At 41.6% G+C, this 25,376-nt stretch carries 20 protein-coding genes, 1 other RNA gene and 5 pseudogenes; 6 read left to right on the top strand and 20 right to left on the bottom strand.

From position 1 onward, the window contains the following. Positions 1-5: 5 nt before the first annotated feature. The 3 genes and pseudogenes from JNUCC1_RS17095 to JNUCC1_RS17085 all read left to right on the top strand — a co-directional run bounded on the left by JNUCC1_RS17095 (position 6) and on the right by JNUCC1_RS17085 (position 2,809). Positions 6-488, top strand: coding sequence for a cytochrome c oxidase subunit II (locus JNUCC1_RS17095; RefSeq protein WP_156646807.1), 483 nt, complete (start codon positions 6-8; stop codon positions 486-488). After that, a pseudogene (locus JNUCC1_RS17090) lies at positions 488-2,136 on the top strand (b(o/a)3-type cytochrome-c oxidase subunit 1). The gene JNUCC1_RS17095 and the pseudogene JNUCC1_RS17090 overlap by 1 nt, the downstream one beginning before the upstream one ends. A gap of 85 nt (positions 2,137-2,221) precedes the next feature. Next, entirely contained in the window at positions 2,222-2,809 is a 588-nt protein-coding gene (locus JNUCC1_RS17085) for an SCO family protein (RefSeq protein WP_156646805.1), read from the top strand. Between the two features lie 48 nt (positions 2,810-2,857). On the opposite strand, the pseudogene JNUCC1_RS17080 reads toward JNUCC1_RS17085, so the two are convergent. The 7 genes and pseudogenes from JNUCC1_RS17080 to JNUCC1_RS17050 all read right to left on the bottom strand — a co-directional run bounded on the left by JNUCC1_RS17080 (position 2,858) and on the right by JNUCC1_RS17050 (position 7,387). Further along, positions 2,858-3,987: pseudogene (locus JNUCC1_RS17080) on the bottom strand (THUMP domain-containing class I SAM-dependent RNA methyltransferase). A gap of 114 nt (positions 3,988-4,101) precedes the next feature. Next, an RNA gene (gene rnpB / locus JNUCC1_RS17075) (RNase P RNA component class B) lies at positions 4,102-4,477 on the bottom strand. 57 nt (positions 4,478-4,534) lie between these two features. Beyond that, positions 4,535-4,843 carry a cell division regulator GpsB gene (gene gpsB / locus JNUCC1_RS17070; RefSeq protein WP_156646803.1) on the bottom strand — a complete coding sequence of 103 codons (309 nt, stop codon included), beginning with the start codon at positions 4,841-4,843 and terminating at the stop codon, positions 4,535-4,537. Positions 4,844-5,037: 194 nt separating this feature from the next. Then, positions 5,038-5,442 carry a cytidine deaminase gene (locus JNUCC1_RS17065; RefSeq protein ID WP_197431782.1) on the bottom strand — a complete coding sequence of 135 codons (405 nt, stop codon included), beginning with the start codon at positions 5,440-5,442 and terminating at the stop codon, positions 5,038-5,040. Next, the gene (locus JNUCC1_RS17060; RefSeq protein WP_156646801.1) at positions 5,435-5,827 is read right to left on the bottom strand and encodes a DUF1798 family protein; all 393 of its coding nucleotides are present in this window, start codon (positions 5,825-5,827) and stop codon (positions 5,435-5,437) included. Before JNUCC1_RS17060 ends, JNUCC1_RS17065 begins: the two co-directional genes overlap by 8 nt. A gap of 81 nt (positions 5,828-5,908) precedes the next feature. Continuing rightward, positions 5,909-6,124: a hypothetical protein gene (locus tag JNUCC1_RS17055; RefSeq protein ID WP_156646799.1), complete on the bottom strand. Its 216-nt coding sequence runs from the start codon at positions 6,122-6,124 to the stop codon at positions 5,909-5,911. Between the two features lie 312 nt (positions 6,125-6,436). Then, positions 6,437-7,387 carry a DUF2515 family protein gene (locus tag JNUCC1_RS17050; protein WP_156646797.1) on the bottom strand — a complete coding sequence of 317 codons (951 nt, stop codon included), beginning with the start codon at positions 7,385-7,387 and terminating at the stop codon, positions 6,437-6,439. Between the two features lie 122 nt (positions 7,388-7,509). Between JNUCC1_RS17050 and recU the strand changes: the two genes are divergently transcribed. Beyond that, a complete protein-coding gene (recU, locus tag JNUCC1_RS17045; protein ID WP_331713847.1) occupies positions 7,510-8,106 on the top strand; it encodes a Holliday junction resolvase RecU in 597 nt (198 codons plus the stop codon). Positions 8,107-8,110: 4 nt separating this feature from the next. Next, positions 8,111-9,988: pseudogene (locus JNUCC1_RS18855) on the top strand (transglycosylase domain-containing protein); the annotation flags it as partial. 959 nt (positions 9,989-10,947) lie between these two features. On the opposite strand, the gene nth reads toward JNUCC1_RS18855, so the two are convergent. The 12 genes and pseudogenes from nth to JNUCC1_RS16980 all read right to left on the bottom strand — a co-directional run bounded on the left by nth (position 10,948) and on the right by JNUCC1_RS16980 (position 23,502). Further along, positions 10,948-11,634: an endonuclease III gene (gene nth / locus JNUCC1_RS17035; protein ID WP_156647177.1), complete on the bottom strand. Its 687-nt coding sequence runs from the start codon at positions 11,632-11,634 to the stop codon at positions 10,948-10,950. A 3-nt stretch (positions 11,635-11,637) separates the two neighbouring features. Then, entirely contained in the window at positions 11,638-12,318 is a 681-nt protein-coding gene (locus JNUCC1_RS17030) for a DnaD domain-containing protein (protein WP_156646793.1), read from the bottom strand. An 85-nt stretch (positions 12,319-12,403) separates the two neighbouring features. Next, the gene (asnS, locus tag JNUCC1_RS17025) at positions 12,404-13,696 is read right to left on the bottom strand and encodes an asparagine--tRNA ligase (RefSeq protein ID WP_156646791.1); all 1,293 of its coding nucleotides are present in this window, start codon (positions 13,694-13,696) and stop codon (positions 12,404-12,406) included. A 19-nt stretch (positions 13,697-13,715) separates the two neighbouring features. Next, positions 13,716-14,900, bottom strand: coding sequence for a pyridoxal phosphate-dependent aminotransferase (locus JNUCC1_RS17020; RefSeq protein WP_156646789.1), 1,185 nt, complete (start codon positions 14,898-14,900; stop codon positions 13,716-13,718). A 17-nt stretch (positions 14,901-14,917) separates the two neighbouring features. Then, the gene (locus tag JNUCC1_RS17015; protein WP_156646787.1) at positions 14,918-15,439 is read right to left on the bottom strand and encodes a cell wall elongation regulator TseB-like domain-containing protein; all 522 of its coding nucleotides are present in this window, start codon (positions 15,437-15,439) and stop codon (positions 14,918-14,920) included. A 356-nt stretch (positions 15,440-15,795) separates the two neighbouring features. Beyond that, positions 15,796-18,594: an ATP-dependent DNA helicase DinG gene (gene dinG, locus JNUCC1_RS17010; protein WP_156646784.1), complete on the bottom strand. Its 2,799-nt coding sequence runs from the start codon at positions 18,592-18,594 to the stop codon at positions 15,796-15,798. A 77-nt stretch (positions 18,595-18,671) separates the two neighbouring features. Then, positions 18,672-19,661, bottom strand: coding sequence for a biotin--[acetyl-CoA-carboxylase] ligase (locus tag JNUCC1_RS17005; protein ID WP_156646782.1), 990 nt, complete (start codon positions 19,659-19,661; stop codon positions 18,672-18,674). Further along, positions 19,637-20,833 carry a CCA tRNA nucleotidyltransferase gene (locus tag JNUCC1_RS17000; RefSeq protein WP_156646780.1) on the bottom strand — a complete coding sequence of 399 codons (1,197 nt, stop codon included), beginning with the start codon at positions 20,831-20,833 and terminating at the stop codon, positions 19,637-19,639. The genes JNUCC1_RS17005 and JNUCC1_RS17000 overlap by 25 nt, the downstream gene beginning before the upstream one ends. 5 nt (positions 20,834-20,838) lie before the next feature. Continuing rightward, positions 20,839-21,969 (bottom strand): N-acetyl-alpha-D-glucosaminyl L-malate synthase BshA, encoded by a 1,131-nt coding sequence (gene bshA / locus JNUCC1_RS16995; RefSeq protein ID WP_156646778.1) that lies wholly within the window; start codon positions 21,967-21,969, stop codon positions 20,839-20,841. Beyond that, positions 21,966-22,381, bottom strand: a pseudogene (locus JNUCC1_RS16990) (methylglyoxal synthase). The gene bshA and the pseudogene JNUCC1_RS16990 overlap by 4 nt, the downstream one beginning before the upstream one ends. Before the next feature lie 55 nt (positions 22,382-22,436). Beyond that, a complete protein-coding gene (dapB, locus tag JNUCC1_RS16985) occupies positions 22,437-23,153 on the bottom strand; it encodes a 4-hydroxy-tetrahydrodipicolinate reductase (RefSeq protein ID WP_156646776.1) in 717 nt (238 codons plus the stop codon). Positions 23,154-23,172: 19 nt separating this feature from the next. Further along, complete coding sequence (locus JNUCC1_RS16980) at positions 23,173-23,502, bottom strand: nucleotide pyrophosphohydrolase (protein WP_156646774.1); 330 nt, start codon at positions 23,500-23,502, stop codon at positions 23,173-23,175. Between the two features lie 163 nt (positions 23,503-23,665). Between JNUCC1_RS16980 and JNUCC1_RS16975 the strand changes: the two are divergent. After that, a pseudogene (locus JNUCC1_RS16975) lies at positions 23,666-24,537 on the top strand (YitT family protein). 87 nt (positions 24,538-24,624) lie between these two features. Here JNUCC1_RS16975 and JNUCC1_RS16970 read toward each other — a convergent pair. After that, positions 24,625-25,323: a zinc metallopeptidase gene (locus tag JNUCC1_RS16970; protein WP_156646772.1), complete on the bottom strand. Its 699-nt coding sequence runs from the start codon at positions 25,321-25,323 to the stop codon at positions 24,625-24,627. Between the last annotated feature and the right edge of the window lie 53 nt (positions 25,324-25,376).

Here is a 25,376-nt window from a genome sequence, read left to right as displayed (position 1 = left end):
CACTTATGAATATGCATAAATATGAAAAAATCTGGTTGTTGTTTGGTACAGCCACACTGCTCGTTTTTTTAACGGTTGTTGGTGTCAGTGCATTTTACATGGGCAATCAGCCTCCAAGTTGTGCAGTCACCATTGATCCCGAAAAAGTTCATGAAACGGCACCATTTGATAATCCAGGCCTAGTAGAGATTGGCGATAATGAATATCAGCTGACCATTGTAGCATCCGCTTTTAACTATGACGTTGGAACAGATGATAAGGTTGTTCAGATCCCCAAAGGCGCTACTGTTCATTTTAATGTGACAACTGCAGATGTTGTACACGGTTTTGAGCTTGCTGGCACAAATGTCAATATGATGCTTGAACCTGGCTATATCAGCACTTATACGAATACATTCAAAAACGCCGGGGAATTCACATTGCTTTGTAATGAATACTGTGGTGTTGGTCACCATATGATGGCCGCAACAATTGAGGTGATAGAGTAATGATTAAATCAATAAGAAGCATTTATACACCAGACGCAAAGTTAGCCATGGCACATTTATTTGTTGCTTTTGCAGCACTCTTTATCGGGGCCTCTGCAGGCTTGTTGCAGACACTAGAGAGATCAGGCCACTTTACGCTGCCATTTGGAATTGGTTATTACCAAGTGCTGACGCTTCACGGAGTCGTCCTTGGACTTGTTTTGACAACGTTCTTCATTATTGGTTTTATTCTAGCAACACAAAGCAAATCTGCCGGACAATACACTTCAGGTGAAAGAAAATGGGCCTGGACTGGTTTTCTTATGATGGTGTCCGGTGTGATCATGACAGCGATTGTAATTTTATTGAATGAAGCTTCTGTCTTGTATACTTTCTATGCTCCATTACAAGCACACCCAATTTTCTACATCGGTCTCGCACTTGTCGTAGTGGGAAGCTGGCTTGAAGGTTTTGCCATTTTCCATAAACATTACAGATGGCGAAAAGAAAATCCAGGTGAGCGCACGCCTTTGTTGAGCTATATGGGTGTCATCACTATGCTGATGTGGCAGATTGCTACAATTGGAGTTGCCGCAGCGGTCTTAATTCAATTTATCCCGTGGTCACTTGGGTTGACTGAAGAAATTGATGTACTGGTCAGCCGTACCCTGTTTTGGTATTTTGGTCATCCGCTCGTTTACTTTTGGCTATTGCCTGCTTATATGGCTTGGTATGCCATTATACCAAAAATTATCGGTGGCAAACTTTTTTCCGATTCATTGGCACGGATGTCCTTTATTTTGTTACTTTTGTTCTCGATTCCAGTTGGATTTCACCACCAGCTGACTGAACCAGGGATCGATCCATTTTGGAAGTACTTACAAGTTGTTTTAACATTCTTAGTTGTAATTCCATCCTTGATGACAGCTTTCTCTTTATTCGCGACGTTTGAAATGCGCGGCAGAGAACTTGGTGGAAAAGGCATAATGGGCTGGTTTAAGAAATTGCCATGGAAAGATGTCCGTTTCTTTGCACCATTTATCGGTATGCTGTTGTTTATTCCCGGCGGTGCCGGCGGAATCATCAACGCTTCAAACCAAATGAACCAGGTTATTCATAATACCATCTGGGTCACCGGACACTTCCATTTAACTGCAGCTACAACAGTTATCTTAACGTTTTTCGGTATCACTTATTGGCTTGTCCCTTCTCTTACAGGTAGAAAATTGACGCCGAAAATGAATAAGCTGGGTATGGTTCAGACCATGTTCTGGACAGTAGGAATGTTGATTATGTCCGGTGCGATGCACTGGCAGGGTCTGCTGGGCGGACCAAGACGTTCGGCTTATTCCGAATATGTCGGAAACGATGATACTGCTGCATGGGGCGCATACCAACTGGCACAAGCAATCGGGGTTCTATCTTATTCATCGGCATGGTTATTATGATCATTATCTTCATAAACCTAGCATTTTTCGCACCAAAGGGTGAAGAAGAGTTCCCAATTGCAGAGCTTGCAGATGAAGCAGCTCCGACACCGAAAATTCTGGAAAATTGGAAAGTCTGGATTGGAGTTACCGTTTTGCTCATCCTGTTTGCCTATACAATACCGTTTATAGATATTATACAAAACGCACCACCAGGATCTAAAGGATTCAAACTCTGGTAAAAGGAAAATAAATAGGGGGTTCTGGGAGACGATGCCCTCTCCCCCTTTCTCTTATGAGTGAATCGTTTGGTTAGGAGGTTAACTCATGAAAAAGCTTTATATAACATTTGGCGTCCTTCTCGTTCTGGGAATTTCTGCAGGTATACTTTATTTGACTATAATCAGACCCGGAAGCGCAGAATTGCCTAAAGACGTTGTAATGGAAACAGCATTCGACGAATCATATTCTTTCGAAAATATGCCTAAAAAAGCACGATTAATTGAATTTATGTACACCAACTGTCCAGATGTATGCCCAGTCACAACGTTAGAAATGTCCAAGCTGCGAGATGAGCTTGAAGAAGCCGGCGTGTTTGGAGATGAAATTGAATTTATTACGATTACCATCGACCCGAGACAGGATACAAAAGAGGTTTTAAAAGATTATGCCTCATTATTCAATGTAGATAAAGAAGATGACGGCTGGTTGTTTCTAAGGGGATCAGAGGAAGACACGAAAAAAATAACCGATTCTTTGAATTTTCTTTATCGGGACCCAGGCACTGGTGACATTATTCATTCCACCTTTACCTATTTCCTCGATAAAAACAATAATCTCCGCGAGCAATTCACAATGGGAAGCGGCTTTGATAAGGATAAAGTATACAGACGCATTATGAGTACGATTAATTAAGCTTAAAAACGTCATCACGCATACACATGTATGCGTGATGACGTTTTTCTATTTCTTACTTCCAAAATACTGATAGTAATCTGTTTTAATAAAGCCGTTAAATAATTTCCGCTTCTTAGTAGCCTGTTTTCCATACAGGGCTTCAAATTGTTCAAACGCTGTCAATACATAGACACTCCATGAAGGATGGTTGTTCATGACGCCCCCAGGGATTTATATAATTGAGCGACTTTATCCTTGTCGCCAATTCGTTCCCCATACGGGGGATTGGTGACAATATATCCATTATGACGTTTAATGGTCAGATCGCGCACTTGCATCTGCTTCCATGATATAAGATCAGCAAGACCTGCTTCCATTGCATTCTGTTTGGAGATGCTAATCATATTATGATCGATGTCACTGCCGGTAATGTCCAAAGCTTGGTCATAATCAGCCTGATCTTCCGCTTCTTCAAAAGCCTTGTCCCAGAATTTTGAAGATATGATCGACCAATTTTCGGAGTCAAATTCCCTGTTGAATCCAGGTGCTATATTCTGTCCTATTAAAGCTGCTTCTATCGGAATTGTGCCCGAACCGCAAAAAGGATCTACAAACGGCTCATCAGGCTTCCAGTTGGTCAATAAAACAAGAGCTGCAGCAAGCGTTTCTTTTAAAGGAGCACTTCCTTGCCCTGTTCGATATCCCCGCTTATGCAAACCAGCCCCTGACGTATCAAGGGTTAATGATACTTGATCTTTAAGAAGAGCGACTTCCACTTTATAAAGGGGGCCTGATTCAGGCATTTTTGAAGCCAATCCATATTTTAATTTCAAACGCTCTGCGATGGCCTTCTTAGTAATCGCCTGACAATCCGGGACACTGTACAAAGTCGATTTAACAGATTTGCCTTGGACAGGGAAAGCACCGTCCTCACTCACAAAAAATTCCCATGGCAAGGCTTTTACACCTTCAAATAATGCATCAAATGTGTCTGCCTTAAATTCACCTACTTGAATCTTAAGACGATCAGCCGTCCGAAGCCATAAATTACAACGCGGAATGGCGGATAATGGGGCATCGAAATAAACAGCTCCGTTATCCACTTTCGGAGCGTAACCTAGATTTTTAACTTCTTGAGCCACAATAGACTCAAGGCCCATAGCCGCTGTAGCAATTAACGTAACATCTTTTTTCATAGCATAATTCCTTCCACATCTTTTTAATTGATTTCAGTGTATCATGTTAAGGTATAAAATAAAAAACCTTACCAATAAAATTGGAAGGTTTATCGTGTGTTGACCATAGGAATACTCTGTAAGCCATATTCTGTTCCGTCGTACTGCAAGCGGTGGTCAGCCTCGTACAACGGTCGTAATCATCTGTCTACAAGAAAGTTCTTGTCCCTTTTTCGGTTGAATTTCCTAATCAAGGGTGCCCCTACCTTTGTTTGGGTTGCTCACTCGTGGGGTTTACCGCGTTCCACGCGCAGTGTTTCCACTACGCATACGTCACTGTGGCACTTTCAAGCGTACTGCCCCATATCAATTGACTTAGGGGCTCCGCTGCCGTTAGCCGTATGGCTACCTTGACTTATCGTTTCGTCAAGCACGAACACTACAGGCATCTCAGCCTGTGTGAGTATGGACTTTCCTCTGCAGATCAAGTCTGCAGCGATTACGTGAGTATTCCTATATTATTATAGCATAATCCGCCTTTGAAAACACTGGAAAAAAGATGCAAAAATCATGTGTCCATCGTGCGTTTGCCAAATACCGCTTTTTCTAAATTGGACAAACGTTTGAGCACATCGTAGTTAACTTGGTTTGGCGCAGTTGATTGCTGTGAGCGTGATGATCCTGATGACGAAGCGTTTTTTTTGAGTCGTTCATTTTCCTGCTTTAATTGCGTTATTTCACCTTGTAGGGCTTCATAATCCTGAATGATTGTGTCTAGAAACGCATCAACTTCCTCTTGATTATAGCCTCGTAAGCCTGTTTTAAATTCTTTTTCCACAATATCGTTTATTGCGAGTTGTGTACGGCCTGTTGTCATATTTATTCACCTCGTTAATCTTTACCAGGCAAAAATAGCCTGAAATCTTATGTCCATGCTTATGTTATTGATACAATTTATGCATGGTCATTTTGTTTATGTATAACCATCTCAAGTATAGCATCAAAATAAGAAGCTGAAAATCAGCCTCTCTGCTTTTTCATATTAAGATTTAATGTCCGTTTGATGACCATCTAATGACTATGATCCATATCTTCTGCCTGAAAGGAATATGGCAGCAGCTCTTCCATTCTGAGTGTGGTAACTTCACGGTTCGAGTTAGCCAGATGAATGACCATATCCTTCGGGAAAAATTCACTCATCACTTGTCTGCATGATCCGCAAGGCGGTACAGGACGATCCGTTTCTGCTGTTACGGCCAATTGTTCAAATACGGTGCAGCCGTCTGAAATAGCTTTAAATATCGCAACACGCTCCGCACAGCATGCTAAAGGATAGGCGGCATTTTCAATATTGCACCCTGTATAAACAGTCCCATCAGCAGTCAGCAGTGCTGCACCAACGGGGAATTTCGAATAGGGTACATATGCCTGTTTCATCGCTTCTACTGCTTTATCAACTAAATCGCTTTTATGCATCCGTTTGTCCTCCAGTGTCATCATGCTGCAGTGTCTCAAGACTCCTCAACAGTTGATCGAATATATACAAAATAGATTTATAAAGTTCCATATAACGCTTCTCTCGCGCATCAATGTAATAGCTGTGCAAAATTACAAGCTCCATGTTTTCTTTTGTAGACGTAATCTGTTGCGGATGCAAGTTAATGCGCTGTTCTTTTACAACATCCAGGACACGTTCTTCCCATTGTGCAAGCTCTTCATAAACAGGAGCTGTTTCTTCCTTCATATGCAGAAAGAATTGTTTATCTTTTATAGACTCGGGTGGTTCGTTCTCTTCATACATCTTTTTTAAGCGCTCAAGTTTTTGTTTAAGTTGTATGGTTAATTGTCTCAATGTACTCATATCAGTACCTGCCTTTATTTCCGAAGCTATAATAACATTATACCATGTTTTAGGACATTTGGCACAAAACTTAAGTTGAGTTTATGGTTTTTCTTTATTTAAATCATCTATCGAGATGAACCCTGTATTGACTGCATATTGATGTTTCTTGTATATACTTTCGATCTCCCTCTCAATTGACATGGTCACTTTTTGTTCGGCAATCCGTAATTGATCGGTCATATGAAGAAGACGTTTAATATAATCAGACGTTTCAATCCCTTTTTCAGGCGCTTTCTTTGAGATTTGCATGGCCATTGTCATAAAATCCACCTTCCCTTTTTAAAGTGTTATAGTATAGTTCGTGATTTGTTCGGATTAACCTGCTCAGTCGACAAAACTAGAACTAAATATACAAAACATGTGTATAACCCTCATATTTCGTTTTAATCCAGACACACTATCCAAGAAGGAGGAATGAATTATGACTAAGAAAACACATGATATGCCCGAAAAGAACCATCAAAAAAAGAACCGCAACACACCTCCGCTTCAAAGAGACAAGAAGCTGGCGGGTCCCAATCGTCCATCCACTTAAACATACAAACCCAGGCGGATGCCTGGGTTTTGTCATGTCAGCATTTGTTTGAAATGATTATAAGCGAATAATAAATGCCTTTTTTGATAATATCGGCGACTGATATCTTTTATATCCGCGTCTTTTTCCCTCCCTATCTTTATAGAGTATTTGCGTTTTCGGTTAAACCAATCTATCCTTATTTGATCATGATGTGTAATAACCGGGTATATGGATCTTAGCACTGGTGCGTATGGAAATGGGAATTCGTGGTAGATTTCATAATCCCGTCTCGAGCCCGTATGTTCAACATGAATAGCAAAATCAATTACCTTTGTATAGATCCCGGATTCAAAGAGATACTTGGCGAGCTGTTTTCCTAAAGCAATACGATTGTCTAAGTTTGTAAACTTTTTCACGGTTATGCCATATAAAGCACTCGAGCGCGTCGGCAGCAGGACAGCGTTCATCCTTAATATACGTTGCATGAAATAAGGTGTTTCACGAAACACACGCCGTTTAAAGAATGATTGCTGTATGACTGGATTTTCAATAACATTTTGTTCATTAACAATAAGCGCATGCATCAGCCTCGTTTCATCACGGTATGTCCAAAAATGCTCCCATTCTTGAATGATATATTCTGATACGTTTAGCGTCCTCAGCCAATTAAAACAGGGTTGATTCGTTTGTTTAGATCTTTCATACACAAGCAGCTGAGGATAAGCGTCTGAAAAAATCAACCAATTGGCCCGTTCATATGTCATAAATAAATACCTTAAATCTTTGCTTGTAAGCATATTTAAATACGGCGGCAGACATAAATCTGTCATATTCCATCCCGCATTTCTCGAAACAACCGACGCCAGCAGGGCCCACCTGATTTCAGGATGATGAAAATAAAAGTTTTGATAAGCCTTGGTCCGGGAAATATTATCCATATTATGCGCTCTGGCCTTTTTTATTATATAATGAATGGGATGGTGATTTCTTTTAAGCAACATTGAGTCCCCCTTATTGAAACAAGTTATTTATTAATCTGCCGCCAGCAGATTAAAATATGCTGAATAATTACCAAGAGAAGCGGGATTCTGATATGATACTGTGAGACATGGAGGTGCAAGAAGTGAATTACCCAAACGGGCAAAGAAGGTCAAATCAAGTGCAACAAAATACAGCAAAACCAAACTTTGCCAATCGTGGTATGTCTCTCGAAGAAGATATCAATGCAACGAATATATTCTATTTATCGACTAATAAAGCAATTGTTCATAAAAAGCCGACACCCGTTCAGATCGTTGATGTCCATTACCCGAAACGAAGTGCTGCTGTTATAAAGGAAGGTTATTTCAAGCAAGCATCCACGACGGATTACAACGGGATCTATCGAGGTAAATACATTGACTTCGAGGCTAAAGAAACCAAGCACACCACACGCTTCCCGCTCAAAAACATCCACGAGCACCAAGCGGAGCATATGAAGCAAATCATTGAACATGGTGGTATTGCCTTTGTCATTATTCGCTTTTCTTCATTAGATGCAACATATTTTCTTGAAGCTGACAAGCTCTTGGATTATTGGTATGCTCAGGATAATGGAGGCAGAAAATCCATACCATTTCAAGATATTGAGTCCAAAGGGTTTTATATCCCTTTTCACTTTCAAGCAAGGGTAGATTATTTAAACATCATCGACAGGCTTTATTTTAGATCGGAGGATTGAAGCCATGGCTGAAAATAATAATTCACGCACAGCAAGACGGAAACAACAGAAAGCTCAAAAAAAATCTCAAAAGAAACCTATGTGGAAAAGAGTCATTCTGATCCTGCTCTTAGTTGGCTTGGTGGGAATGATCAGTGTCGGCGGTTTATTTGCTTATTACGCAGCTACCGCACCGGGCATAGATCCGGATAAACTTCAAGATCCGTTTTCATCACAATTATACGATATCAATGGTGACCTGATTGGTGACCTGGGGGCGCAAAACCGGACAAAGATCGAATATGATGATCTCCCCCCTGTTCTCATCAATGCTGTCACAGCCACAGAGGATGTCAGGTTTTTCGAACACTCTGGTATTGATTTGAAACGTATTGGCGGGGCCATTATCGCCAACATTAAAAATGGATTCGGGTCTGAAGGTGCAAGCACCATTACCCAGCAAGTGGTTGAAAACTACTTTCTCGCCCGTGACAAAAAAATCAAGCTGAAAGTGCAGGAACAATGGATGGCGCTCAAGCTTGAGAGAGAATATAGCAAAGAAGAAATCCTGGCCATGTATCTAAACAAAATTTACTATGGCAGTAATGCATATGGCGTTGCCAAAGCCGCAGAAGTTTATTTTGGTAAAACAGACCTAAATGAACTGACACTACCAGAAGCAGCCATTCTTGCAGGTCTCCCACAACGCCCTTCTGCCTATGATCCGTATGAAAATCCGGATTTGATGAAAAAACGCATGAACACGGTATTAAAGCTTATGGTTAGACATGACAAGATCAGCGAAGAAGATGCTGAAGAAGCGAGAACAGTAGAAATTGCATCACTGCTCGAAGGCAAGAAACCTCAAGCAACACCCTATGAAGCATTTGTAAAGCAAGTGGAAAAAGAAGTAGCAAATAAAGCAGATGATGCGGACATACGGACAGATGGACTAAAAATATATACAACTTTGGATCCTTCTGTGCAAGATCGTGTCGAGTATCTCATGTCACGTGATGGCGATCATGGCATCACATACCCCGAGGACAAAACAGACGATAATGGGGATGAGCGTGCGTTCCAGGCTGGGATGACAGTTCTGGATACGAAAACAGGGGCGATCCGGGCGATTGGCGGTGCTGTAGACGGAGTCAAAAATGGTGGGTTCAGCTATGCGACTCAAGGACACAATCAACCTGGTTCAACTTTCAAGCCGATTATAGCCTATGGACCGGCCATTGAATATGAAAAGCTGTCAACCTATCATCAACTTAACGATGATAAGCCCTATGAGGTGAAGGGCTCAAGTGACATCAGAAACGTCGACCAAAAATTTGAAGGCTGGATGACCATGCGCCATGCATTAGTCGACTCTCGAAACGTCCCTTCTGTTAAATTATTTGAGGAAGTGGACCCTTCTCAGGCCCAGTCGTTTGCAGAAAGCCTTGGAATTAACTTTGAAAAGAATATTAACTTGCGAGATGTGATCGGCGGCACCTCGACAGATGTTACGACGCTTCAGCTTGCCGGTGCTTACCGGGCTTTTGGTAACGAAGGTGTTTATAATGAACCTTATTCTGTAACCAAAATCGAATTTCAAGACGGCGAAACGATGGAATTCAAGCCTGAACCCAAAGCTGTCATGGAAGATTACACCGCTTATATGGTTACCGACATGTTAAAAGATGTCGTAAAAGAAGGCACTGGTCAAAGAGTACAAATCCCTGGTTTGCCAGTAGCGGGAAAAACAGGAACGACCGACAAAACCAGAGACAGATGGTTCAGCGGATACACGACCAACTATACCATTTCCGTATGGACCGGCTATGAGGGTGCCAATGATTTAAGCATTGATTCCAAAGATACGACAATCGCATTGGATTTGTTTAAGCTGACCATGCAAGATATATCCAAAGACATTGAGACACCAGACTGGTCGAAACCGAGCTCTGTTTCCGAGGTTCAAGTTGAAAAAGGATCCAATCCGCCAGCTCTGCCAAGTGAGTATACACCTGACTCCAGGATCGTTACTGAACTGTTCGTAAAAGGAACTGAACCTAAATCAACTTCGGAAAAATTTGACAAGCTTGATCCAGTAAGTGATTTAAAAGCCGAATATAATAAGGATGATGAATTAATTGACGTGGAATGGTCTTATGATTCTGGCGAAGATGTCACCTTTGAGATCAGCGCAGCGATCGATGATGGCGGCATGAAAAACCTGTCGACAACGGACAAAACTGCGATAGAAATATCCAACGTTGAAGAAGGCGCAGAATATACGATACAAGTAGTTGTCAAAGGGAAAGACACTGCAGCCGCTGACAGTGATCCAAAAACGGTCAAACTTAAAGTTCCTGGTGATAAAGATGAAGAAAACAATGAAGAGAACAATGAAGAAAATGAAAATAATGAGGAAAACAACGGAGATGACGAAGCACAGCAAATTCCGGCTGTTCAAAATCTGTCAGCTCAATACGTAGCTTCTGATTCGATGATTGACGTCAGTTGGGGGTATAACGGTCCTCCTGCCTCATTTGAGGTAAAAGTCAGTGGCCCGAACAGCAAGACTCAAACTGTTGAATCAAACGGAATTGAAATATCAGGTGAACTGCCGCCGGGTCAATATACGATTACCGTCACGCCTATTGGCAAAAATGGAGCCAACCAAAATAAAAAAGGTGATCCTCAATCAGCAAGTGTCACAGTCCCTCAAAAAGACGGTGATAATCAAAATGACAATGGAGACGGCGGCAATAACAGTAATAATAAAAAGACGACGGAAATGGCGATAAACAAGGGCAAGGTGACAATAAACAACAAAAAAATACTGGAAACTAATAAAGAGGGTACCTGTTTAAATCAGGTGCCCTCTTCTTTGTTTGGAATCATATCCGCCAAGCCACGCTTTTTCATTTGTTTTTTACCTTCTCTGCACAGGCTGAGAAGTGGACACTCCGGACAATTTGGATTCCGTGCTTTACAATGGTATCTACCAAAGAATATCATCCGGTGGTGCGTATCAGCCCATTCATCTTTTGGTACTTTCCGCATGAGTGTTCGTTCAACTTCAAGAACTGAATCCTTCCAGCGACACATTGCCAAGCGTTTAGATACACGTTCGACATGGGTGTCCACTGCAATTGCCGGCTCTCTGAAAGCAACAGATGCCACAACGTTAGCCGTTTTGCGCCCGACGCCCGCCAATTGCATCAACTCATCTCTTGAACGCGGAACTTGTCCGTCATGCTGTTCTAGAAGGGATTTAGAAAGCTTTTGGATATTCTTGGCTTTATTTCGATATAAACCAATTGACCGGATATCCTGCTGCAGTTCTTCCAAAGAAACAGTGAGAAAATCTTCTGGAGTCTTGTATTTCTTAAATAATTCCTTTGTGACTTTATTAACGAGCACGTCGGTACATTGAGCTGATAATAACACGGCAATCACCAATTCAAATGGGTTGGAATGGTTTAGCTCACATTTTGCCTGTGGAAACATCTCCGCCATTTGATCCAGGCAGTAACGAATTTGCTTTTTGTTCAACATGGGTTAATCTTCCCCTTCAAGCCAGTTATAATAAATTGAAGTATCACGCTTTTGCGCGGGTTGTGAAGGGTCTTTTTTCTGTTTATCATGAAATGCCCTTCCCGCTTGACGAGCTTGGTCAACTGTGTGAATACCCTTCTTCTTCCATTCACGAAGAATACGATCAATGTATTTAAAGTTGAGCTTTCCCATTAAAACAGATTCCCGGAGCGCTGCTTTAATAAGCGCTGGTTTCATGTGATCTTCATCAAGCCATATGTTTACCGTTTCAATCTCAAAAGGCGAGAGCGGTCTGCCAAATTCTTGCTCAAACAAAATAAACAATGTGCCTTCATGTTGGTCTGTATCCTTCTCCTGTGGTTCATATAACTTCTTCCATAACGGGTTTAATGAAAATGTTTCACTCAATTGCCCGTATTCGTTTTTTGTTTCATTAATATCCAACAAATTGCGCTGGACCAGTTTTCGCAAAATTGCCGAGCATTCCTCTACATCGAAATTCACATGCTCAGCCAAGTTACCAGGCGTTGGGAACGCGATTTCATTGTATAGAAAACGGTATAACTGTAATATCACGATCAGTTCTTTTTCGTCTAGTCCTAATCGTGTATATGAAGCCAAAAGCTGACCTGGGATAGGAATCTGGTCGAGAATCATAGCTTGATGGTTTAAAGATTGTGTCATTATTGTGCACCTCTAATACAGTTTAACATGGGATCACCATTTACTAAATGACCCCTTGCTAAAAAAGCAAGGGGTGGATGTTTCATTATGGATACAAACGGTTAAGCAGACGTGGAAATGGGATTGTTTCCCGGACATGTTCAACACCTGAAATCCAAGCTACAGTACGTTCAAGCCCGAGTCCAAAGCCTGAATGTGGCACACTGCCATATTTTTGGAGATCCAGATACCATTCATAAGCCTCTCCAGTTAGTCCATGCGCCTCATATCGTTCCTGCATCAATTCGAGGTCATCAATCCGTTGAGACCCTCCAATAATTTCACCATAACCTTCTGGTGCAATTAAATCGGCGCAAAGCACCACTTCTGGACGTCCAGGTACAGGCTTCATATAAAATGCTTTGATTTCAGCAGGGTAATTGATAATAAATACCGGCTGATCATAATGTTCAGCGATAGCAGTCTCATGTGGAGCCCCAAAATCCTCTCCCCATTCAATATCTGTAAACCCTTTTTCTTTCAATAAAGTTATGGCATCGTCATAGGTGATCCTTGGAAATGGTGCTTTGATTTTCTCTAATTTTGAAAGGTCCCGACCTAATGTCTCCAATTCCATCTGACAATTTTCCAATACGGATTGGACGACAAAGGCAATATAGGACTCTTGAATTTCCAGACTCTCATCATGTTCCACAAAGGCCATCTCAGGTTCGATCATCCAAAACTCAATTAAGTGACGACGTGTTTTGGATTTCTCGGCACGGAATGTTGGTCCAAACGAGAAAACCTTTCCCAGTGCCATAGCAGCGGCTTCTAGGTACAACTGTCCGCTTTGAGACAGATAAGCTTCTTCTCCAAAGTATTCAGTATGGAACAATTCTGTTGTCCCCTCTGCTGATGACCCGGTTAATATCGGGGGATCGATTTTAACATAGCCATGATCATTAAAATATTGGAAGGTTGAACGGATAATTTCATTGCGCACTTTCATGATGGCATGCTGTTTTTTAGAACGTAACCACAGATGTCGATGGTCCATCAGGAATTCTGTACCGTGCTCTTTCGGTGTAATCGGATAGTCATGTGCCTCGTGGATCATTTCAATTTCTGTTGCATGCATTTCAAATCCAAGGGGTGACCGTTTATCTTCTACAATTGTTCCAGTTATGTAGAAAGATGATTCTTGGTTCATATTTTTCGCAAGCTGAAATGTTTCTTCACTTACATCGTTTTTCGCGACAACGGCTTGCATAAATCCCGTACCGTCTCTCAGTTGCAAAAAAGCTATCTTTCCGCTTGAGCGTTTGTTAGACAACCAAGCACCTATTGTGACCTCTTGTCCTTCATGCTTTTCAACATGAGATATCGTTGTTTTCATATTGCAAAACCTCCAGATGCTATTTTTGATGATCCAATACAAATTGTTTAATGCGCTTTGCTGCTTCTTCAAGTATTTCCATTGATGTTGCATAAGATAAGCGAACATTCTCGGGAGAACCGAATCCGGAACCCGGTACAAGAGCAACACGCTGTTCTTCAAGGAGAGCCTTCACCCACTCATCGACTGAAGAATAACCTGTCATACGAACAGTTTCTTCCACATTCGGGAATAAGTAAAACGCGCCTTTTGGTTTTCGACATGCCATCCCCGGGACATCCATAATCATATCATATAGCATGTCTAACCGCGCAGAAAATTGTGACCGCATTTCCTCAATCTCTTCTTCCCCGCCTTCATAGGCAGCAAGTGCGGCATATTGCGAGATGGAAGCCGGATTTGATGTGGCGTGGGATGCTAAACTGGTCATAGCTTTGATAATCTTTTTGGGCCCTGCTGCAAAACCGATTCGCCAGCCAGTCATTGCATGGGATTTAGAAACCCCATTTATAATGATTGTGCTTTCTTTCAACTCGGGTGATATCTGGGCAATTGAAACATGAACATCAGTTGTATAAATAAGTTCCTCATAGATCTCATCAGAAATAATCATGAGGTTATTCTGAAGACAGATCTCACCCAATTGTGCCAGTTCATCAGCGTTATACATCATACCGGTCGGGTTACTGGGTGAGTTCAATATGAGTGCTTTTGTTTGATTTGTAATCGCGGCTTTCAGTTGTTCGGGGGTGATTTTAAAATCATTGGCTTCTTCACCTTTGACAATCACCGGTTCTCCGTTTGCTAATTTCACTTGTTCAGGATAACTGACCCAATAAGGTGCCGGTACAATGACTTCATCCCCAGGGGATAATAAAACCTGAAACAAATTATATAAAGCGTATTTAGCACCTGATGTGACAATAATTTGATCAGGATCATATGTAAGTGAATTGTCTTTGGCTAATTTGGCTGCAATTGCTTTTTTTAGTTCTAATATACCGCCAGCTGGTGTATATTTCGTGTGGCCATCATCCATTGCCTGTTTGGCTGCCTGAATAATGAACTCTGGAGTGTTGAAGTCCGGCTCCCCGACCCCAAGGCCGATGACATCATGTCCTGCTTGCTTCAATTCCTGGGCTTTCGCTGTGATGGCCAGGGTTGGTGAAGGTGATAAGGTTTGAATCCGTTTGGCTAAATTCAATATAAACGCCTCCTAATTTATTTAAATCGCTGTTTGAACCGCATTTGTTCATATTGCTCACCGTCTGCCATGGTCATATAATCGAGCACATAACGACCGTTTTGATCGCGATAGGTCAGTTCCCATAACGCCGTGGTTTCAATCATAGCGGGCTGAATGCGGATAAGCTCGCATGCATCACATGATTGTCTCCACTCTTTCAGCATGCTTTGCTTAGTTAATAGCGCATCTTGGTTTAATACCGTCAAATTACGATCATCCTCAAGAGGAACAAAAGCAATTTTCTGATCTCCGTCATCGGTAGAACCAAACACAATATGATATGATGTTGCTTCATGAAAAGCGTGTATATCATTGATGGCTGATATGTCTGTTTCGTCAATTACTGCTTGCTCCGAACGCTCAAATCCAGTTTCTTTTTGAGCCTGTATGTTTTGAACCGCAATCCAAACATAGACCATAAGCACGATTGCTGCCACACATAAAAAAACAGCCCCCCACTTCATCCATGTCCATATAACTCTTTTAGATTTCAACATCCACCACCACCTATCAAAGATGACATTTTTTAACACATTTTGTACCACGAAGAAAGAACAATCTATATATACGAGCAACCCGCTTCATCTTTAAACTGTGCTGTTCGATTAAAGTGGTGAGTGACGGATCAAATCATTAACCCAAACTTTTTACAATTCCGATACACTTGTGCCGGCTTTTTAAGGTTAGGAAATTATAAAATATCCCAGTTGCTATCAAACATTGCCAAAGGCCATATCCAGCACCAGCATCTACCCTCTCGAGTCATAAGCAATAACGCTTGGTGGCCAAAACCGCTACTACACGTTCTTGCTTATGATTTTCAGGGGTGAACAAGGCGTTTCCGCTTTTGTGCTTAAAACCATTCTGATGCCTCTTCCACCAAATCTGTCATGGAAGCGTGCATAATAGGCACATGAGGTATCGATTGTGTGAAATAACGACCGTAACGGGATTTAACGATACGGGTATCGCATACAAATACAATCCCCCTGTCCTGGGTTGATCGGATTAAACGGCCAAACCCTTGTTTAAAGCGAATAACGGCTTGGGGCAAAGCCAAATCCATGAAAGCATTCTTACCGCGTGCTTTGATCGCTTCTGCACGTGCCTCATACACCGGCTGACCTGGCGGATAAAACGGTAATCGAACAATCATCAAGCATGACAAATCATCACCAGGAATGTCCACACCCTCCCAGAATGAGCTGGTTCCAAGCAAAATAGCTTGGTCAAAAGTCTGGAAATTTTTCTTTAACCGTGTTCGACTGCCACTTGTAATACCTTGAGCAAATAAAGCATATCGGTTTGTGTCCAGGGTTTCTTTTAACATGGCGTGTGTTTTTTTCAACATATCATAAGAGGTAAATAATATGAGCATTCGTCCGTGCGTCACTTCCGCTAGTGACAAGATCGCTTCACACGTTGAATATATAAAATCATTCATATTGCCATGTTTAATGTCTGGAAAGTCGTTAGGAATCATCAGCCTAACCTGTTCCTCATAATTAAATGGCGATTTAATCTGTTCTTTCATGACACTCTCAGGTATACCCAACCTGTCAACAATGAAAGTGAAAGAATCGCGAATCGTAAGAGTGGCACTTGTCATGACGATACTTTTCTTTTTGTCAAAAAAGGTCCCTTCTAACACCTGGGATACTTCCAAGGGCTCGCTGTATACATATACGGTGTTTTTAGAACCGGCTGGATCGATTTCTATCCATTTAACAACGTTCTTTTGTTCAACGAGAAATAAAGTCTCGATATTATCAATGATATCCTGGATCCGTTCAATATGGTTATCGGCTTCTTCCAATAGAACAGAGTCACTTTTTTCTTCTTTTAAAGTCTGTTTCAACAAAGTGAGCATATGGATTAAGTCACGTAAGTAAAACGTCACACGTGCTGTCATTTCTACGATAATGCTCCAGCGGCTCTCCCCGTTAACGTCTTCTGGGCTGATTCGGTGCTGGACCCGTCCAATGTCACTCTTTGTATTACTTTTTTTCTGTTTTAGTTTAACATATTGAAATATTTGGTTGAAGCACTCGTCAATTTCTTTTTTACTTGATATGAGGGCCTCATGCCATTGTGCCTCCAAAAATAATGGTGCCATGTCACCCATTTGCCCCATCACACGGTTCATCCATCCGCCTTCCTGGGTTGATCCGATTTGATTCAGATTATATTGTATGTTTTGATAGTCAAGTTTTAGTCCATAGTGGTTGGCGACAGTGTCTTCTAAATGATGTGCCTCGTCAATAATCACCCGATCATAGGCTGGAATGAAATTTGAATCACTGAATAAATCTGTACATAAAAGCGCATGGTTGGTAATAATGATATGAGCACTTTGCGCACGTTTACGGGCCTTTTGATAATACGATCTACCAAACCATGCCGGATCACTTTGACTAAAGTCTTCACCTTCAGCAGATACCTTATGATAGAATAAGTAACCGCTTGAAGGTAAAGATACCTCGTCAATATCCCCTGTTTCTGTTTCAGTTAACCAAACAAGCAACATCGCTTTGGTCAATGTAACTCCGTAATGGTCATCTTCTGATGTATACAGCTCATGCTGGAACCGCTCCAGACTGATATAATGACGCTTTCCTTTAAGTAAAGCCGCTTGAAATGGAAAGGGCATGACGCGCTGTACTAGCGGAATTTCTTCATCAAGTAGCTGTGCTTGCAATTGTGTGGTGTGCGTGCTGATGACCACTCTCTCTGAGGCTTTCAAGGCTTCATAAACAGCAGGTATTAAATATGCCAATGATTTACCAGTACCAGTTTCAGCTTCAATCAGAGCATGTTTGTTGGATTGAAAAGCATCGAAAACCACTTCTGACATATGTCGCTGGCCAGGTCTTTTTTCATAGCGTCCGCTGAACAATTCCGATAAGCGCCCCCCATCCTCATAGACCTCATCGAGCAAATGTCCAAAAGATGAAAGAAACGGTGTGTTTTTTTCAGGGTTATCTGGCACTCTCCTATAAGCAAGACCACGAAAAGTGTCTATTGAGTCTGAAGAAACGGGAGAAAGGAGGCTCGCCTCCTCCCGTTCACTAAGTAAATGCTTGATATTCGATTTCAATTTGTTTTCAAGTGTTTGCAAGTGAATGATTGTTTCAAGTGGCAAAATTTCAATTTTCGCTGTCATTTTCATCAGCATCTTGGCTGTTACCAAAGCATCTGATAAGGCCCTATGGGGATCACTATGATCAAGTTCCAAGTATTCCGCCAAATACCCAAGTTTAAAAGCAGGTGCTGAAGGATACAATATCCTGGCCAACTCGACAGTGTCTATAACTGGGTTTTCAAGCTTGGGCATATTTTCAAGATCGAAAGCCGCGTTTAGAAACCCGATATCAAAATCAGCATTGTGTGCTGCAAGATAACAATCTGACACCAACTGGCTTAAATGCCCGGCGACTTCAGAAAACAAGGGAGCCGTTGCCACATCCGTATCCTTTATACCAGTCAGGGTCGAAATAAAGGATGGTATTGGAATTTGAGGATTGATGAATGTCGAGTATGTTTCTAGAATTTGGTTGTCCTCAACAATAACAAGACCTATTTCTATAATTTTATCATTTTTCGCCGGAGAATGTCCGGTAGTTTCAAGGTCTATGACTGCATACTTCGTCATGGCTATCCCCTTCTAAAAAAATAAATCAGCTGTTTAAAATGTAATTCATTCATATCATAGCAGATTAACTAAGTGCGTCAATCTTCATCATCCCACACGATTTCTGCCGAGTAGATTTTTTTTGGCATACCCTTTTCTTCAATGCACAGCGCACCATCCTCGGCTATTCCACGAAATATGGCACTGGAGGTCTTGTTGTGAGTATGAATGGCAATCGGTTCATTCATTTTGTATGCATAACGCTCCCATTTGTCTTTAACAACACTAAATCCTTTATCACAGTAGGAAGCATACAGTCTCTCGAATTGAACCAATATCTGCTGTGAAAGTTGGACAATGTCCTGTGGCTCATTCGATTCAATTTGAAGAGAAGTGGCATGTTGTGTCAGGCCTTCAGCAAGATCAGCAGTATTATGATTGACATTCACACCAATTCCAATGATCACGTATTGAATACGATCTTGCTCTGCTTGCATTTCCGTCAAGATCCCGACAGCTTTCCGTCCATTAAAAAGTATGTCATTTGGCCATTTAATTTGCGGTGTAAGATGGGTATCGATTAAGACAGCTTCAGCAACAGCACACGCCGTAAGCAGCGTGAGCTGGGGCGCTAGGTGCGGCAGCATATTTGGCCGCAGGATCATACTCATCCAAATACCTTTGTCCCTTCTTGATTGCCACTTCCGGTTCAGACGCCCTCTTCCGGCTGTTTGCTCATTCGCAATTACAACTGTGCCGTGTTCCGCTCCCTCTCTCGCCAGATCATGGGCGACAAATTGGGTGGACGGAACGGTATTCTTATGAACAATTCTTTGACCGAGCCATTTCGTCTCAAGCCCCCATTGCATGGAATTCGCACTTAATCTGCTGGGAAATTGCTGAATTCGATATCCTTTGTTTGGGACCGCATTTATAATGAAACCATCTTGTTTTAAATCGTTCATATATTTCCATACCGCGGTTCGCGATATGTTAAGTTTCTCTGAAAGCTGCTGACCGGAAATATAAGTGTTGTCTTGTTTATTCCCAGCCAGGATCCGGATTAATGCTTGCCGGGTGGATGACATTGGATCCACTCCTCTAAGATATGTTTATCATTTTTTAAATGGTTCATCACGACATGCTTCTCGAGCAGTTGAAGATGTTCTTTAAGCCATGGACCTGGCATGCGTTCGGGAAACATCTGCAGAAGATCATTTCCATCAACAGCAAGTTCTCTTTTAGAGTTAATTTGGAGATTTGCTTTCATATTGCGTAAATCTTCAACAGTGACGCTACCATCTTGCAGGAGGTGTTCAAGTCGAACAAAAGACTCCAGGAGTTCATATGGTAATTGATACACCAGCCATGTATTCAATCCATTCTGTCCATAATCGGTCAGCGCATGTGTTAGTGCCATTGCTTGATACTTGATGCGATTCGGTGCTTTCCATTCTTTTACCCATTCATGAATGGAAACATCTGGGCGTTTATAATGGCAAAAAGCAATAAATTCTGCAAAAGAAGTCAGGGGCCTATTCAAGACAACGATTTCCTCAAATAATCCCGGATGGTCTTTAAACACTGGCAATTCATACCCGATTCCAGTTTGCAGGCAATAATTAAGCCCTGTCTGAATTGAATCACCTGACAGAAGTTTTTCCATTTCGGCATAGATCCGTTCAACCGCTAAATAGTTGATATGATTCTTTAAATCAATCATATGATTCAATGTATTAAAGGCGATCGAAAACCCAAGCTGGCTTGAAAATCTTAACCCACGGATAATACGCAACGCATCTTCTTTAAATCGGTCATGGCCATTACCCACAGTCCTAATCTGCTGGTACTGCAAATCTTGTCTTCCTTTGAAGGGGTCAATGATTTCACCATTCTCACCCATCGCAAGGGCGTTAATCGTGAAATCACGGCGCTCTAGGTCAGCTTCGAGTGAGGTAACGAAATGAACCGTATCAGGATGGCGCTGATCAGAATACGCACCTTCCACCCGAAAGGTGGTCACCTCATATGATTCACCATCATATCTGACTATAACAGTGCCATGTTCAATCCCGACGGGAATCACTTTATCAAAGATGTCCTGTACCTCATTAGGTTTGGCAGATGTCGCGATATCGACGTCCCCTATCGGCCGCTGAAGAAGCCAATCTCGCACACATCCCCCAACAAAAAAAGCCTCATGCCCATACTGCTTCAAGGTTTGAATAATACCAAGTGCGTTGTGGAATGGATGCTCCATTGGCTTCACTCTTTTCCTTTCTGCAAAACGTCTTGATAAACGTTCATATATTGTTGCAGTATTTTTTCAGAACTGAATTCTGTTTTGGCCCGAAGCTTCGCATTACGCGTAAAGCGTTCCAGTAAGGCTTCGTCTGTCAGGAGCTTCACAGCGTAATCAGTTGCTGTTTTAACATCTCCAACTTCTACGATATAGCCCGTTTCTCCATGTTTGATGACTTCGGGGATACCACCTGTATTCGTGCCGATGCACGGAACTTCACACGCCATTGCTTCAAGCAATACCAGCCCGAAACTTTCTTTTTCTGACATTAACAGCTTTAAATCAGAGATTGACAGTAGGTCACTGATGTTTTTTTGTTTACCAAGTAATAATATGCTGTTTTCAACCCCAAGCTCTCTTGCCAACTTACACGCTTCTGAATACTCAGGACCATCACCGATCAGTAGAAGTTTTGCTGGGATTTTCGCTTGAATACCATGAAATGTGCGAATGACGTCTTTAATACGTTTGACTTTTCGGAAATTCGATATGTGTATAATAACTTTCTCATTAGATTTAATGCCATACTGCTCCCTAATCAAGGGCAGATATTTCTTATAATATTCTTGCTCATTGACAAAGTTATAGACAACATGTATCTGTTTATTGATTTGAAGTGTTTGATGCGTCTGTTTCACAAGACTCTCTGAAACCGCTGTAACTGCATCAGATTGTTCAATTCCATGCTTAATCATTTTTTTAAAGATATCATCGATACCCAGTACAGTGATGTCTGTTCCATGCAGTGTTGTCACAATTTTAACCTTGTGTTTAGCAATATCACGAGCCAGTATGGCGCATATTGCATGCGGCATCGCATAATGCACATGAAGGATATCCAGTTTTTCGCGATCAATAACCTCAGCCATTTTTGAAGCAAGTGCCAGATCATATGGCGGATATTGAAAGACTGGATAGTGACTTGGTTCGACTTCATGGTAGTAAATAGCGGGATTGACCTGGTTTAAACGGAATGGCAGGCTAGAAGTAATAAAATGAATTTCATTGCCTTGCTCAGCAAGCAACATACCCAGTTCGGTCGCAATTACGCCCGATCCTCCAACTGTTGGGTAACATGTGATTCCGATCTTCATTTTTTCAAATCCTTTTGTGCTGCAACAATCTCACGCCATTGAAGATCTCCCCGCTCAAGCCCTCTGATCACAATTTCTCCAGCTGCTAAATTTGTAGCCAGTGGAATTAAGTGCACATCACAAAGACGCATCAAGGCACTTACATCAGGCTCATGCGGCTGGGACGTTAAAGGGTCTCGGAAGAAAATCACCATGTCCATTTCGTTACTGGCAATCATCGCTCCAATTTGTTGATCGCCACCTTGTGGTCCTGATTGAAAGCGCGTTACAGGCAATTCGGTTGCTTCATGAATTAACTTGCCTGTTGTTCCTGTTGCATATAAGTGATGTTCTTTCAGGACATGCTTATACGCCATTGAAAAGCGAATCATTTCTTCTTTCTTTTATCATGTGCAATTAAAGCTATATTCAACACACTCACCTGTTTCTTCTGCAATTAATTAACTGGTTTGTATCACTAATGATCTTCAGTTCTCTAGCATCTCTTCAAGTCCATAAATGAAATGATCCATTGTCATAACATGATGGACAGCCCATTTAATACCTTCCATGAATGAATCTCGACTGTATGAATCATGTTTTATGGAGAGGGTCTCTCCTTCGCCACCAAAAATAACTTCATGGTGAGCCATCAGACCAGGAAGACGAATGCTGTGTATGGGTATGGTTTTATTTGCGTGATCACGTTCCAGCATCTCAGCGGTCTTAATAGCTGTACCCGATGGTGCATCCACTTTTTGGTTGTGATGCTTTTCAATAATTTCTGTTTCCGGAAACAACTTCGCAGCCATTTTGGCAAACTGCATCATCAATACAGCCCCTGTGGAAAAATTAGGAGCGATAATGCAGCCCGTTTTATGCGTTTGTGTAAGCTGAACAAGTTCATTCATTTGCTTCTCTGTCATACCAGATGTCCCAACGACGGGTCGCACATGTTGAGCTATCGCAGCTCTGCAGTGTTCAAAACAAGCATCGGCTACCGTAAAGTCTACCAAAACATCAGCTTCTATTTGCTCGAAGCATGTATATGCATTATCAAAGACAGGAGCTTGAAGGTCTGGATTGCCTGACTTTCGGTCGATACATCCAACGAGATCAAACCCTTCTGTTTGTTTGATCATCTGTTGCACAATTCCTCCCATTTTCCCTCTTGGTCCGGCCAATACGATGCGAATGCTTTTCATAGCAGTCCCCCTGTGCTCATCAGTCCGTATTCTTTTTAGTCCAGCGATCTTTATCACGCGTTTCAAACTTACTCATACTGCTTTCAAATGCATCTGATAAATCAATATCTAATGAATTTGCGAAAGTCGTAATAACAAACAGTATATCACCGAGTTCTTCTTCTACTGTTCGAATGTTTTCACTGGACTTTTTAGGTTTCTCTCCATAAAAATGATTTATCTCCCTCGCAAGTTCGCCAGTTTCTTCGGTGAGTCTCGCCATCATAGACAAAGGTGAAAAATAACCTTCTTCAAATTGGGAAATATAGTTATGTACACGTTGTTGTATCTCTTTCGTGCGATAATTCATATGGTCGTCAAAACCCTTCTAAATTGTATGATCATGTTTTGCGTTTCTTTAATGTTAGCTAAAAATAGCAGATTTGACAAATGTTTTAGCTGATTCATTGTAGATCATGATGTTTTTGGCTATAATTGGAGGCATGTTTGCTGCAAGGAAGGAGGAATTATAGATGTTATTCGGATTGAAGCTCAAAAACACTTTTTTATTTTGTTGGGTTCTGCAATATTTTCATTCGGAATTGTTCATTTCAATATGCAGAACAATTTGAGTGAAGGCGGTTTTACAGGGATCACATTGTTATTTTACTTTTTGTGGGGATGGGACCCTGCTGTCATGAACCTTGTCCTTAACATTCCAGTCTTTTTTATTGGTTGGAAGTTCCTGGGCCGAACTACTTTTTTATATACGATTATTGGGACTTTTGCTGTTTCAGTGTTTCTGGGCGTCTTTCAGGCACACCATTTTCCGACATACCTGCAATCGGATATGACATTGGCCGCTTTATTTGCAGGAGTGTTTATAGGTGTAGGGCTCGGTATTATATTTCGTTATGGCGGTACAACAGGCGGGGTCGATATCATCGCCAGGATTGTACATAAATATGCCGGTTGGAGTATGGGAAGAACCATGTTTCTGTTTGACCTTGTTGTGATTTCCACTTCCATCTTTTTTGTTCTTGAGCTGGTAGAGGGTATGTATACGTTGGTAGCAGTGTATATAGGTGCTAGGGTTATTGACTTTATTCAGGAAGGTGCTTATTCAGCACGGGGGGCCATGATCATCTCGTCAAAGAGCAGTGAAATTGCTGCTAAAATCAACCAGGTAATGGACCGCGGAGTGACGATGCTTGATGGAAGAGGCAGTTTTACCGGGGAAAGACGCGATGTACTTTACTGCGTCATTGCACGTAATGAAATCGTTCGCCTCAAAAACATCATCAACGATATTGATCCCCACGCTTTTGTCGCTGTTGATTCCGTACACGATGTAATGGGTGAAGGATTCACACTGGATGAAAACAAAAAGCCATTGGAGCACTAACAAAACGCAAAAATCCGGCCCGATTCATTTGGAAAGTGAATCGGGCCGGATTTTCTTTTAGCATATGTCAGATGACTTGCTTAATACTTAATCATCGCTCGCGACGAATATCAAGACAAATCTCATCAGTTCCATTAACGCAACAACTGCTGCAGCGACATAGGTGAGAGCTGCGGCATTTAAGACTTTTTTCGTCGGACGTTCTTCACTATTTGTAATAATTCCTGTAGATACAAGTTGTGTCATTGCCCGGCTTGAAGCGTTAAATTCAACAGGCAATGTGACAAACTGAAACAATACTGCAGCGGCCATAAAAATAACACCGAAGAGAATTAAATTTGCCATATCGAGGAAAATACCACCAATAATCAAGAACATTGACATATTAGATCCGAGATTGGCAACTGGCACAAGCGCATGTCTAAAACGCAGAAAGGCGTATGCCTCAGCATCTTGAATAGCGTGGCCTACTTCGTGAGCGGAAATCGCAGCAGCGGCCATAGACCGGCCATGATAGTTTGCGCTTGAAAGACGAACAACCTTTTTTCTTGGATCATAGTGATCTGAAAGCATTCCCTTTGTTTCTTGGATCTCTACATCGAACAGACCGTTATCATTTAATATTTTCCGCGCAACTTCCGCACCGGTCATCTGTGAAGAATACCCGATTTTGGAATACTTTTTATAGGTGCTTTTTACTTTACCCTGAGCCCATAAGGGGATAATAATTAATATCGCAAAGTATACAAGATATATCCCTAGTCCTCCCAATTTACCTGCCTCCATAAATAGATTAACTCTTAAGGTCAATTATAGTCAAAAATGGTATGCTCGTCAAC

The organism is Lentibacillus sp. JNUCC-1 (genome assembly GCF_009741735.1).
Taxonomy (GTDB): Bacteria; Bacillota; Bacilli; order Bacillales; family Amphibacillaceae; genus Lentibacillus_B.
The sequence above is the reverse complement of the archived record's forward strand: the minus strand, read 5'-3'. Positions and strand labels throughout refer to the sequence as shown.